This window comes from Streptomyces sp. NPDC043427, from assembly GCF_056436655.1.
Genome location: NZ_JBWKCC010000009.1, coordinates 69,018 through 81,122, shown reverse-complemented (window position 1 = coordinate 81,122; position 12,105 = coordinate 69,018). Strand labels below are relative to the sequence as shown.

Sequence of the window (12,105 nt, the reverse complement as noted above, 5' to 3'; positions counted from 1 at the left end):
AAGGAACACCCCGGTGAACAAGTCGATACACACCAGAGCCCTCACGGGCACGGCGCTGGCTCTGGCGGTCTCCGCGGTCCTGACCGCCTGCGGAGGGGAGACCACTTCCTCGTCCGACACGAAGGCCAAGAACGCGCCGGGCACCAAGGCCGTAGAGGTCAAGGACCCGCTGGTCGCCACGTTCGACGGCGGCCTGTACGTTCTGGACGGCGAGAGCCTGAAGGTGGCCGACACGATCGAGCTGCCCGGCTTCAACCGCCTCAACCCCGCCGGAGACGACTCCCACGTCATCGTCTCCACCGACTCCGGATTCCGCGTTCTGAACGCCACCGAACAGACCTTCACCGGCACCGAGTACAAGGGCGCCAAGCCCGGCCACGTCGTACGGCACGCCGGCAAGACAGTGCTGTTCACCGACGGCACCGGCGAGGTCAACGTCTTCGATCCCGAAGACCTCTCGGGCGGCGAGAAGCCGCAAGGCCGCACCTACACCTCCGCCGAGCCGCACCACGGCGTCGCCATCGAACTGAGCAACGGCGAACTCCTCAGCACCCTCGGCACCGAGGAGAAGCGCACCGGCGCCCTCGTCCTGGACAAGAACAACAAGGAGATCAAGCGCAACGAGAAGTGCCCCGGCGTCCACGGCGAGGCCGCGGCCAAGGGCGAGGCCATCGGGATCGGCTGCGAGGACGGCATCCTGATCTACAAGGACGGCAAGTTCACCAAGGTCGACGCCCTCGACGACTACGGCCGCATCGGTAACCAGAGTGGCAGCGACGCATCGCCCATCCTCCTGGGCGACTACAAGACCGACCCGGATGCCGAACTGGAGCGGCCGACCCGCATCTCCCTCATCAACACCGAGACCGGGAAACTGCGCCTCGTCGACCTGGGCACCAGCTACTCCTTCCGCTCACTCGGCCGCGGACCCAATGGCGAGGCACTCCTCCTGGGCACCAACGGCACCCTCCACGTCATCGACCCGGAAACGGGCAAGGTGGACAAGAAGATCCCCGTCGTGGACAAGTGGCAGGAGCCGCTGGACTGGCAGCAGCCCCGCCCCACCCTCTTCGTCCGCGACCACACCGCGTACGTCTCCGAACCGGGCAAGCGCAAGCTGCACGCGATCGACATCGAATCGGGCAAGAAGGTCAGGTCCGTGACCCTGCCGAAGACCACGAACGAACTGTCCGGCGTCGTCGCCGGCCACTGATCGTCCGACCTCGGCGAGGCCGCTCCACACCCGGGCCGACGGCCTACGACGGCCTGGGGTGTCGGCGCGCCGCCGCCTCGCCGAGGTTGTTCGTTGCGGGGCCGACTTCGAGAGCCTGCCGGCCGGCGAAGCGGTCGTGTGGTGAGCGCCGGGACGGTGACCTGCCAGGGCACGGCAGGAGACGCGGTGCGAAATGCCGTGCTCGGTCCCGAAGTCGCTGATCGCCCCGACCACTTGAGACGGGTCCGCCACGGTACTTCACCCACAGGACCGTGCAGCGTTTGAGGACACCACGCTCCATGACCGCGCGCGTGGCACCCGCTCCGTCGTCCTCGCCCACGCTTTCGTCACCGGCGGCGAGGCCAGCGACAGCGAGCGGGACATCACCGTCGGCGGCCTTCCTCCCCGAGAAGCCGGAGAACCGCCAGCTCGTCTCCACCGCGGACGGCTTCGCCGCAGCGCACCAGGCATTCCACAAGGTGACGTGGCCGGGCTCGGTGCCGGCAACGGTCATGGTTTCGGAGAGGACCCCGTTCGACGGGTCTCCAGAGGACGCCCAGCGCCGGCGTGACGCCGCCGCTTCATTCGCCCAGGAGGAGCCCAACCGAACGCTCGTCACCGCCAAGGGACCTCCCACGAGGTGCCGGCAGAACGTCCCGACCTCGTGCTCAAGGCGATCGAAGACATGTTCACCGCACAGCTGCTGGTCGCGGGGCTGGTGTGCGCTGTGTTCAGGATGCTCAGGCTGGCCGCGGGCGTATGACCGCAGTTCGTCAGGACCAGCAATGCCCTCACCGGCGCGGTTGCCCACTTCGGGTCGGTGCCTGCGGTGCAGCGAGACGACGGCGCGCGCACCGCGATGAGCGGCGCGGCGCACGGTGCGCGCGGCGCGGCGCACCGCCCGGCGGTGGTGCGCACCACCGCCGTCCCCAGGGTGCGCACTACCCGATGGTGAGGCGCACCGGGTGCGCACCGGCCAATCGGGCAGGAACGCGGTGTTCGCCTTTGGCTTTACGCATGACGCCTCACGGTGACGCGCCCGGGACGCGTCTCAGGTGGTGAGGTCGACCGGTCAGCCTGGACTCCTCGATGACAGCACAAGCACAGGTCCCCTGGTGATCACATACCGTCGCAACTTCATGATCACTAAGACCCGTGCCTGCCTTGCTGCCGAGGCCCACCACCGCGCCTGTCTGCGCGACCTCTTTAGGCCCACTCGACCCGTTCGACGGTGTCGTTGTGGTCGGCGGGCTCTTCCAGGGACTCGCCGGCCTTGAGGATTCGGGTGCCCTTGCTGCTGACCAGCTTCGCGTCGCTTTGGGTCTTGTTGACCCATGAGGACACGTTCTTCGTCATGCTGCCGCCGTCCGCTGGCAGTTCACCGAGGGACACCGTGTACCCGGCGCCGATGCCGTAGGCGGGGCCCTTGCGCCCGTAGTGCTTCCACAGCCCCAACGTCGCCGGAGGGCACTCGCTGCCCTCGATCACGACCACGCCGGCAGGCAGCCTTGTTCCTTGAGTCGTCATAACCCGTTCCCTTCTTCCGGCCCGCCGGCCTGACGACAGGCGGTGCCGCTTCCCATCTCAGTGGAAAGCAGCCCAAAGCGCATGTCGGCCAGGCGGCAATCCGGAAGTGGGTAAGGAGAATGAAGCCGATCGGTGGAAGGCCCGGCCCTCGCAGGGCGGCGGGCCGGAGCACCTGTGAGCGCTGCTGCGCATGGCACGCACGCCCGACAGCATCCTGCGCAGGGTGCTGACCGCCCGCGTCCAGAGCACCGATGCTGTACCCCCGGAAAAGTTCTAGCCGTCCTGTACCCGCTCACTCATCGCGGCCTCGTGTTTCCTCCGAACCGTACGTCCAACAGAGATGTGGACTCCGCGGGATCCCTGTGCCGGGCGGGGGACAGGACGCCGTTGAGGACGGGGCGCAGATCGCCCCGTCCCGGTTGCCGGACCAGTGCCCAGTGCTGCCCGGCTTGAGGCCACCCGTTCGGCGTAGCTGGTCGGGCGCTTCCTACTGTGACCGCCCAGCATCGGAAGGGATGGCCGCAGTGGTTCTTTCCTGTGTTCCACCGTGCTGAGAGGTGGTCGTGATGAGCCGGGGCTTGGTTGTGGTCGATGTGCAGAACGACTTCTGCGAAGGGGGCAGCGTTCCCGTTGAGGGAGGGGCGCGGATCGCCTCGGCGATCGCGGACCTGGTCGAGCGGAGCGCGGGGCGTGAGTACCAGTACGTGGTGGCCACCCGGGATCATCACATCGATCCGGGCAGCCATTTCTCCCAGACCCCGGACTTCCATGACAGCTTCCCCGTGCACTGCGTGGCAGGAGACGAAGGAGCCGACTTCCACCCCCACTTCGCACCGGTCGTCATGGACGGCAAGGTGCACGCCGTTTTCTTCAAGGGCGCCCACAGCGCCTCCAAGAGCGGTTTCGAAGGCGCGGACGCGGAGGGAACCTTGCTGGCGGACTGGCTGCGCGCCCGCAAAGTCGAGAAGGTCGATGTGGTGGGCATCGCGACGGACCACTGTGTGCGTGCGACCGCCCTGGATGCCGTCGCGGCAGGCTTTCGTACGCGCGTACGCCTCGACTACTCGGTCGGGGTGGCCCCGGACACGACGGCTGCCGCCCTGAACGACTTCCGCCGGGCCGGCATTGCGGTTTGCGGCAAACCACCGGTACCGAAATAGTCGTGGCACCGGTGTTCCGGGATCATCCGTCAGAGGTTGAGCACGATGCGTGCTGAAGCGCGCTGAACCCGCGCGGACCCGTTCGCGTCCCGGACGTCCCTCAACTACGGGCCGGCGAAGGTGCCGTGGGCCGTAGCCCCTTCGCGCGGGGCGCGCGTGGCGTTCAGGGGGCGCTCGGATCGCGCTGAGTGGTTGCCGTGCTTCTGCACACCCTGCGCCCTGTGCCCTCGGTGGAGGAGTGGACCGACAGGATCGGGGAAATGCCGGGGTCTCCGGCAGACGGCATGTGCCGGCGGTGCCTCAGGCTCGGTCGGCGACAGGGAGAGGACAGGCATCGTGAGCCACCCGCACAACAACGACGTCGTGGGTACCGCAGCACAGTTGAGCCGGATCGCCCGGCACGGCATCTACACCTCGCCCACGTCGCTGGACCCGGCCGCCGCCCACGTCGCCGAGGCGTTGATCGCCACCTTGGACGGCACGGCTGAGCAGCCGGTACTGCCCCCTGACCTCCAGAGGCTGACGGAGCAGGTGCAGCAGAAGGCGACCATCGGCTTTCCCCGCATCACTGCCGAGGGCGGCGTACAGCTGTCGGCGCACACGATCAAGCTCAAGACCGATGAACCCGCTCCCGTGGTGATTGTGCCCGCCGGTTGGACGCCCTTCGGTTGGGGCCTGTTCGAGTACACGTACCTCCAGCTGGCGCTGCGCGGCTACCACGTTCTGGCCTACACCCCGCGTGGGATCGGGCTCACGATGGCCGTGCCTGGCAAGGGCTACATCGACGGGCCGTTCACCTCCGGGGGCACGATCGACGTCGCCGGACCCCTTGACTGCAGAGACGGCTCAACCGTCATCGACTACGCGGAGCAGCACTTCAACCCCAGCCGGATCGCCTTCCTGGGCGAGTCCTACGGTTCGGGCATCAGCCAGCTGGTCGCGGCGCACGATCCAAAAAAGCGCGTGGCCGCGGTCGTGGCTCTGAGCACCTGGGGCGACCTGGCCACGAGTCTCCTCCAGCACGACACCCGGCACCTGGCGGCGGTGACGGCCCTGATCAACTTCACCGGCGGTCCGGTCGAGCGGAAGTTCGACGAGGCCACTCAGAAGATCCTGGCGGACTTCCAGGCCGGCCAGAACCTCCACACCGTAGAGGAGTGGGGCAAGGAGCGATCTCCCTCTTCCTGCACCGACGAGACCAATGCCCGCGGCGTTCCCACGTTCTTCTCCAACACCTGGCACGAGACGCTGTTTCCGGTCAACCAGGTCATCGAGCACTTCAACGGCCTGACTGTGCCCAAGCACTTGAACCTGTGGATCGGCGACCACGCCGCACCCGAGGGCGCCGGTCTGACCATCCCGTTCAGCGGGCCGAACCAGCCGGTCGAGGAGGCGTTCGCCTGGCTGGACCACCACGTGCGCGGGATCGACAACGAGGTGCCCACCTGGTCCCCGGTCAACAGCCAGATCATGTTCACCTACGAGACCCGGACCGATCCGCAGACCGGAAAAAGCGAGATCGTCACACCTGCTGACCGCGAGTCCAGCCCGTCCTGGGAGGACGTCACCACCTCCACCGAACGGTGGTACCTGACGGCCACCGCATCGGACGACCGCGACGGCGGCCTGGCAACTGAACCGGAAACGGGCTGGGAGCGGGAGTTCACCGCCGGGCAGCCGACCGAGGCCATCGCGGCGGACGCCGTCATCACGAGCGGCCAGGCCGAGTGGAACGGCAACCCGAAGACTTACGTCACGGAAAAGTTCGACCGACAGAACCTCGCGGTCTGGACGAGCGATCCGATCGCGGCGGACAGCCACGATGGCGCCGCACGCCAGATCCGGGGCATCTGCGAACTCACGCTGACCGTGCGCAGCACGGCCCGGTCCACGACCCTGGTGGCCTACCTCTTCGACCTCGGCCCCGACAGCATGGCCCGCATCATCACCCACGAACCACTTACGCTCACCGGCCTGGCCCCCGACCAGGACCACAGTGCCACCTGGAAACTGCAGGCCGCAGGATACGACCTGCCCCAAGACCACCAGCTGATGCTGGTCGTCACCAGCAAGGACCCGCTCTACTCGGACGCGAGCGTCGACGGCAGCACCACAACGATCAGCTCCCCCGACGGCAAGGCCGCATACCTGACGCTGCCCCTGGGCTGACCAGCTTCAGGCGGCGTGGACGTCTCGCAACTTGCGTACGGCGCGTTCGTCGCGCCATGGTGCTGGTCGGCGCGGACAGCTCCAGCGCCCGCTGCTGGCTCTCCAACGCGCGGCGGGTGTCTGCGAGAGTGGTGAAGGCGTGGCTCAAGTGGACGTGGTGCTCCTGCTCGCCGTATGTCAGCCACGTATCCGACCGCTCGGATTCGGGGAGCCGGTCCATGAGGGCGTCGCCTGCGGCCAGTGCTTGGCGGGCCTGCTCGGGTTGCTCGTTGAGGGCGTAGGCGCGGGCGGCGACCGCGGCCGCCAATGTCGCGTCGGCGGTCGGCCGGTGCCTGGCGGGCCTGCGACCGCCGCCGCGACAGGAGGACGCTGGCGTCGCGATCTGCCGCTGCTCGCCTCACCCGATGTCCAGGCCGATCAAGCTCGCCATCCACTCGCGGGACGCGATCGTCCACGGTCGCCTCGTCGCGGTCGTCGGCCAGGTGGTACTTCCGCTGATCACCCGTCAGTATCCTGACGAAGCAGACAGGGCGGGTGTCCGCAAGGACGAAGGGCCCGCTTGAGCACGGCTACGAGCACGGGCTCGACCCGGTACAGCGCGTGCGCTCATCCCGCCCCAAGCAGCTTGGAGTTGTTCTCCGGACCGGTGCGCGCCGCCGTGTCGCCTGGATGCTGGCCTCGCTGCGCGGCCCTTTACAGTCTCCCTCTCGGCGCAGTCCGTTCCATAGTGGTTCTTCTCCGGTGGCCCGGATCACGGCTCGCGTTCGTCCTTCTTGTCTTCATCGTTGCGCACTGATCGCGTTCCATCCCTCGCGGGGCGGGCGGGTCGGGGCATTCGTATGGCAAGAGGAGCACCGAGCGCGGCCACGCCGGCCAGGACCAGTAGTGCGTAGCCCGTGCCGAGGGGCATCAGCGTGGTCGCGGCCGCCACTCCCAGTGTCGGGCCGACGTTCATCGCGGTCTGCTGGAGCCCGCCCGCCACCCCGGCCGACTCCGGCGGCGCATGCCGTACGACGACGGTGGTCGCGGTGACCATCAGCGCGCCGAAACCACCCCCCAGCAGCAGGAACCCACTGCCGATCAGCGCCGTCGACGACCCGGGGCCGAGCCGGGACAGCGCCAGCACCCCGGTGGTGAGCAGCGCCGTCCCCGCGAGGGCGGTGGGACGGGCGGCCCATCGGCGCAGCAGTACGGCCGACAGTGGCGCCCCGAGCACCATCATCACGCCGCCGGGCAGGGCGACGAGACTGGTGCGCAGCGGGTCCATGCCAAGGACGTCCTGGAGGATGAAGCTGCACACGAACAGCGCCCCGAACATCGCCGCCGACGCGGCCACCAGCACCCCGAGTGCCGCACTCACCGTCGCCGAACCCAGCAAGGCCGGCGGCAAAAGCGGGTCGAGGGTGCGTCGTTCATGGCGGACGAGGGCACTGGCCGAGACGGCCGCGATCAGCAGGCCGACCGCACCGGTCGCCGTCCAGACGTGCTCCGGCACCCCGACCAGCGTGTGCACGAAAGCCGCCAGGGCGACGGCGAGCAGCGCGGCGCCGGGCAGATCGAGCCGGGGCCCGGGCCCCTGCCTCGTCCGCTCCGTCTCCGGGGGACGCACCGCCAGCGCCAGGAGACCCATGACCAGAGCCGGTACAACGTTGAGGAAGAACACCGCCCGCCAGCCCAGCTGGGAGACGAGCACACCGCCGACCAGCGGACCGGCCGCGGCCGCCACCCCGATTGCGCTGGTCCGCAGCGCGATGGGCATCCCCAGCCGGCCGGGCGGGTACGCGGCCCGCAGCATTCCTAGCGTGGCGGGCTGCAACAGCGCGCCGAAGACGCCCTGGACGACCCGCAACCCGATCACCCAGCCCACTTCGGGTGCGAATCCGATCCCCGCCGAGGCCGCGCCGAACCCCAACACGCCCAATGAGAAGACCCGTTGATGACCGAACCGGTCGCCAATCCGCCCCGCGAACACCAACAGCCCCGCAACCGCGATCAGATAGCCGGTACTGGTCCACTGGACCTCGGTGAGGGACGCGTCGAGATCTCGCCGCAGGGTGGGCTGGGCGATCGTCAGTACCGTCCCGTCGAGGGCGACGATCACGGCACCGAGCACACTGTTGGCGAGCGTGAGGCGGCGGTGCGGCGCGCGTAACGGCCTGCCCCGGTCGATGCCGGCCTCCGAGGAGGACGCCGTCATCGACCCTCCCTCCCCAGGTGTGCCTCCAGTGCGGTGTCGAGCAGGGGGACAAAGTCGTCGGCGCCCGTTGTGAGTTGGAGGCTGCCCCACGTCCACAGCTGGGCGATGCCGTACAGGTTCGCCAGCAGTGCGCCCGCGACGAGGGGGGCGTCGGCATCGGACCGGGCCCGTCCGACGAGATCCACCAGCAGGGAGAAGATCGGCAGGCTGGCGTCCCGCAACCCCAACCTATTGCTCTCGAGCAAATCATGACGGAACATCAGCTCGTGCATGCCCTGGTGGGTGAGCGCGAAGTCGAGATACACGCGCCCCAGCGTCGCGATCTGTTCGCGCGGGCTCGCTGTGCCGTCCCCGAGCGCCGCGGCCCCCCGACCCGCCAACTCCTCGAACCCCCGGCGCGCGATGGCCGACAACAGCTCCAGGTGGGTCGGGAAGTAGCGGCGCGGTGCCCCGTGCGACACGCCCGCCCGCCGCGCGATCTCCCGCAGGGAGAGCGCCTGCACGCCCTCCGTCGTCACCAACTCGACCCCGACATCGACCAGCCGGGACCGCAGCCCCATGTTCGGCTCGCTCATAGACGCTATCTACCAAGGAAGATAGACGGTGTCTACTCCTCAGTGGCGGTCGACTGCCTTCTCCAGGGGCGCAGGGCGGTTGGCGCGCTTGTAGGTACCGGTGCCGGCCAGTCTTCTGAGAGGTCGTTAAGTCCGTTTCTAGTAGTGGCCTTGCGTGGTTGGGCGAGGAAGCCTTGGCGTCCGAGGCGGCTGCGGTTGACGTTCACGTCTGGGCCGTCGGTGGGCAGGCCGAGTAGTCGTGCCGTTCGCAGACCCTGACTGTCTGGTCGGGGGTGCTGGTTGAAGGCACCCACGATCTGCTGGTAGGCGGTGCCTTGGTCGTCAGGGCCGGACCGTGATCGGATATTCGGTGTTCTGCCCTCCCCATGAGGACGCAAGATGGTGCGCATGACTTTGGCCACCCCCATACTGCACACCGCTCGCCTGCGACTGCGACCCTTCACCGACGCCGACGCGGACCCCCTGTTCGCGCTGCACAGCAGCACCTATGTGATGCGCTACTGGGACTCCCCGCCGTGGACCGACCGGGCCCGCGCCGAGCGTTTCATCGCGATGTGCCGGACGATGGCGGACGAAGGCACCGGAGCGCGGGTGGCCATCGACCGTGCTTCTGACGGGGCCTTCGTCGGCTGGTGCGTTCTGGCCGAATGGAACCCGGACTACCGCAGCGCGTCGTTGGGCTACTGCCTTGCCGAGGCGATGTGGGGCCACGGCTACGCGACGGAGGCGGCACACGCCCTGCTGCAGTGGGCATTCGACACACTGGACCTGAATCGAATCCAGGCCGAGACCGACACGCGCAACGTGGCATCTGCCCGGGTCCTGGAGAAGATCGGATTCATGCGTGAAGGGACATTGCGGGAAGACTGCGTCGTGAACGGCGAAGTTTCCGACTCGTGGGTGTTCGGATTGATCAGGCGAGAGTGGCGGCCGTCGGCCGTGCCGATTCCAGCCCACGCAAAGCGGCGCTAACTGGCCACCTGCGACTGGGTCAAGAAGGGCCTGCCGCTCTGCCTGATCGGCGACTCCGGCACCGGCAAGTCCCACCTGCTCATCGCTCTTGGCACCGAAGCCGCGATAGCCGGCTACCGGGTCTCCGCTACACGCTTGCCACCAAACTGGTCAACGAGGTGGTCGAGGCCGCGGACGAGAAGGTGCTGGCCAAGACCATCGCCCGCTACGGTCGCGTGGACCTCCTCGCGATCGACGAGCTCGGAATACATAGAACTGGACCACCGCGGTACGGAGTTGCTGTTCCAGGTTCTGACCGAGCGGGAGAAGAAGAACAGCGTCGCCATCGCCTCGAACGAGTCGTTCGGCGTGTGGACGAAGATCTTCACCGATCCGCGGCTCTGCGCGGCCATCGTCGACCGCTTCGGAGGGAACATCATCGAGACCGGCAGCGACTCCTACCGCCTCGCCAGCACCAGGGCCTCCCAGGTCCAAAATGCCGCCGCGAGCTGATCAGTCCTTGCTCTCCCCGGCAGCGGCTTCTTCGCCGTGCCGTGTCAGATCAGCTGTCGAGGGATCGAGTTCGTCGGCAGTACGGGCCCGCCGGGTGGGAGAAACCGTCAGCACGAGTGCCTGGATGACTGCTCCGGACAGTCCGATCCACAGGGCGAAGCGATAGCTGACCTGGTCGGCGAGTACTCCGCCAAGTGGGGCCCCCACCGCTACCATTCCCCAGTTCATCGAGCGGATCGTCGCGTTCATCCGCCCGCGCAGCCGGTCGGGTGTCACCGCCTGGCGGTAGCTCATCTCCACCGGGCTTTCAATGCCGATGGCCAGGGACACGAGGAAGAAGGCGAGCGACACGGAGGCGAGCGCCCATGGTCCGCGCTCAGCCAGGACCAAAGACAGCCAGCCGATGGCGGCGAGCGGGCGGAAGGCGATCAGAGTGGCGCCGACGTCCAGTCTTCTGGCCACGCGCCCGGAGAGCGCACCGCCGAGTACCGCGCCGACACTCGCGCAGGCATACGTGACCCCCAGACCGAATTCCCCGATCTTGAGGCTCTGCAGGGCGAAGACCACGAAGACGGTGCTCACCATGCTGTTGAAGAAGAGCATCGCGTGCGAGGTCAGGGCGATGGACGCCAGCGTGCGATGCCGGTAGACCCATGCCACGCCCTCGCGCAGCTCGCTGCCCAGGCTACGCCGTGCACCTCGATCGGGGACGGAGTCGGGCGCCTTCACCGAGGCGAGCAGCAGGCCGGATATCAGATAGGTGAGGGCGTCCACCAGCACGGCAAGCGGCGCTCCCATGATTTTGATCAGTACCCCGGCGATCAGAGGGCCCGTCGAGCCGGCCACCGCGTCGGCCTGTTGCACACGGGCGTATCCCGCGTTGAGCAGCTCTTTTGGTACCAGCTGTGGCACATACGACTGGTTCGCCGCCTCGAACAGCAAAGACAGCACCCCGAACACGAAGACGAACATGCACAGAGCGGGGATGCTGAGCCGATCCAGCGCATACAGCACGGGTATCGCACCGAGCAGGACCGCCCTTCCGAGGTCCGTGGCGACCATCATCGGCTTGCGCCGCCAGCGGTCCACCACGACCCCGGCTATGAGTCCGAAGAGCAGATACGGAACCCAGCGGGCGGCGTTGACGATGCCTACCTCGGTGGCGGATGCGCTCAGTGCCACGGCGGTAAGGATCTGCAACGCCAGCCCCGTGACCTGAGAACCGAACGCAGACACAGACGAGGCGGTCAAGAAACGTACGTACCCAGGGACTTTCACCAGGCGCGACATGATCGGACCGTATCAGCGAAGATCACCGGCAGACGATGTCGGAACAGGTCACCCAACGACGGCAGGCATGCGCCAGTGTTGTCAGCTCTCATCGATATTTCCGAGCGATCTGATCGTTAAATGCTGCCCAAAACCAGCGATAAACGTTGCCCGCTCTCGCTTACGAAACCAAGCAGCCCGGCGCCGAGCGCGGAAACGGCCCCGGACCTGACCAGCGGACGTGACCGCCGTGCGCACGGTGCGGCTCCAGCAGAGTGCGGTGGGATCCGTCCTGCGGGACGGGGGACGAAGTCGCCGGGCCAACCGTCGGGACGCGACCGGCAGGCGGGCCCGGAGCCGTCGGGCAGCGGCCAGGGTGCGGGGACCGACCCACTTGAAGGCGGAGGACCCGCATGATGGACCCGACCGGGCGTCAGCTCTCGCCCGAGCGACACGCACCTGGAGCGGCACACCGGGCCCGGCGGACTGCAACAGATCCGACAGCTTGTTGAGGAGAGCCGGCGGTCGCAA

At 67.9% G+C, this 12,105-nt stretch carries 11 protein-coding genes and 1 pseudogene; 8 read left to right on the top strand and 4 right to left on the bottom strand.

All coding sequences use genetic code 11. The features are described from left to right. The first annotated feature begins 13 nt into the window (after positions 1–13). The 3 genes and pseudogenes from aztD (at position 14) to AC067M_RS17385 (ending at position 1,976) form a co-directional block, all read left to right on the top strand. On the top strand, positions 14–1,213 hold the full coding sequence (aztD, locus tag AC067M_RS17395) for a zinc metallochaperone AztD (RefSeq protein WP_478697848.1): 1,200 nt from the start codon (positions 14–16) through the stop codon (positions 1,211–1,213). 295 nt (positions 1,214–1,508) lie between these two features. Then, a pseudogene (locus tag AC067M_RS17390) lies at positions 1,509–1,631 on the top strand (exonuclease SbcCD subunit D); the annotation flags it as partial. A 222-nt stretch (positions 1,632–1,853) separates the two neighbouring features. After that, a complete protein-coding gene (locus AC067M_RS17385) occupies positions 1,854–1,976 on the top strand; it encodes a hypothetical protein (protein WP_478697847.1) in 123 nt (40 codons plus the stop codon). Between the two features lie 443 nt (positions 1,977–2,419). On the opposite strand, the gene AC067M_RS17380 is transcribed toward AC067M_RS17385, so the two are convergent. Beyond that, positions 2,420–2,740, bottom strand: coding sequence for a peptidase inhibitor family I36 protein (locus AC067M_RS17380; protein ID WP_478697846.1), 321 nt, complete (start codon positions 2,738–2,740; stop codon positions 2,420–2,422). 566 nt (positions 2,741–3,306) lie between these two features. Here AC067M_RS17380 and AC067M_RS17375 point away from each other — a divergent pair. The 3 genes from AC067M_RS17375 to AC067M_RS17365 all read left to right on the top strand — a co-directional run bounded on the left by AC067M_RS17375 (position 3,307) and on the right by AC067M_RS17365 (position 6,632). After that, on the top strand, positions 3,307–3,900 hold the full coding sequence (locus AC067M_RS17375; protein WP_478698007.1) for an isochorismatase family protein: 594 nt from the start codon (positions 3,307–3,309) through the stop codon (positions 3,898–3,900). A gap of 336 nt (positions 3,901–4,236) precedes the next feature. Then, the gene (locus tag AC067M_RS17370) at positions 4,237–6,069 is read left to right on the top strand and encodes an alpha/beta fold hydrolase (protein WP_478697845.1); all 1,833 of its coding nucleotides are present in this window, start codon (positions 4,237–4,239) and stop codon (positions 6,067–6,069) included. A gap of 404 nt (positions 6,070–6,473) precedes the next feature. Beyond that, a complete protein-coding gene (locus AC067M_RS17365; RefSeq protein ID WP_478697844.1) occupies positions 6,474–6,632 on the top strand; it encodes a hypothetical protein in 159 nt (52 codons plus the stop codon). A gap of 188 nt (positions 6,633–6,820) precedes the next feature. Here the strand turns inward: AC067M_RS17365 and AC067M_RS17360 are convergent, their stop codons facing one another. Together AC067M_RS17360 and AC067M_RS17355 are read right to left on the bottom strand one after the other, a co-directional pair. After that, on the bottom strand, positions 6,821–8,266 hold the full coding sequence (locus AC067M_RS17360) for an MFS transporter (RefSeq protein WP_478697843.1): 1,446 nt from the start codon (positions 8,264–8,266) through the stop codon (positions 6,821–6,823). After that, on the bottom strand, positions 8,263–8,841 hold the full coding sequence (locus AC067M_RS17355; protein WP_478697842.1) for a TetR/AcrR family transcriptional regulator: 579 nt from the start codon (positions 8,839–8,841) through the stop codon (positions 8,263–8,265). Before AC067M_RS17355 ends, AC067M_RS17360 begins: the two co-directional genes overlap by 4 nt. A gap of 387 nt (positions 8,842–9,228) precedes the next feature. Between AC067M_RS17355 and AC067M_RS17350 the strand changes: the two genes are divergently transcribed. Next, a complete protein-coding gene (locus AC067M_RS17350; RefSeq protein WP_328395468.1) occupies positions 9,229–9,813 on the top strand; it encodes a GNAT family N-acetyltransferase in 585 nt (194 codons plus the stop codon). Continuing rightward, positions 9,814–10,305, top strand: coding sequence for an ATP-binding protein (locus AC067M_RS17345; RefSeq protein WP_478698006.1), 492 nt, complete (start codon positions 9,814–9,816; stop codon positions 10,303–10,305). Here the strand turns inward: AC067M_RS17345 and AC067M_RS17340 are convergent, their stop codons facing one another. Beyond that, the gene (locus AC067M_RS17340) at positions 10,306–11,595 is read right to left on the bottom strand and encodes an MFS transporter (protein WP_478697841.1); all 1,290 of its coding nucleotides are present in this window, start codon (positions 11,593–11,595) and stop codon (positions 10,306–10,308) included. It lies immediately after the preceding gene. Positions 11,596–12,105: the final 510 nt, after the last annotated feature.

Excerpts from the sequence above, each read along its gene's own strand:
- AC067M_RS17375 (WP_478698007.1), top strand. The coding sequence starts at position 3,307 with ATGAGCCGGGGCTTGGTTGTGGTCGATGTGCAGAACGACTTCTGCGAA.
- AC067M_RS17380 (WP_478697846.1), bottom strand. The coding sequence starts at position 2,740 with ATGACGACTCAAGGAACAAGGCTGCCTGCCGGCGTGGTCGTGATCGAG.
- AC067M_RS17355 (WP_478697842.1), bottom strand. The coding sequence starts at position 8,841 with ATGAGCGAGCCGAACATGGGGCTGCGGTCCCGGCTGGTCGATGTCGGG.
- AC067M_RS17340 (WP_478697841.1), bottom strand. The coding sequence starts at position 11,595 with ATGTCGCGCCTGGTGAAAGTCCCTGGGTACGTACGTTTCTTGACCGCC.
- AC067M_RS17350 (WP_328395468.1), top strand. The coding sequence starts at position 9,229 with ATGACTTTGGCCACCCCCATACTGCACACCGCTCGCCTGCGACTGCGA.
- AC067M_RS17365 (WP_478697844.1), top strand. The coding sequence starts at position 6,474 with ATGTCCAGGCCGATCAAGCTCGCCATCCACTCGCGGGACGCGATCGTC.
- AC067M_RS17360 (WP_478697843.1), bottom strand. The coding sequence starts at position 8,266 with ATGACGGCGTCCTCCTCGGAGGCCGGCATCGACCGGGGCAGGCCGTTA.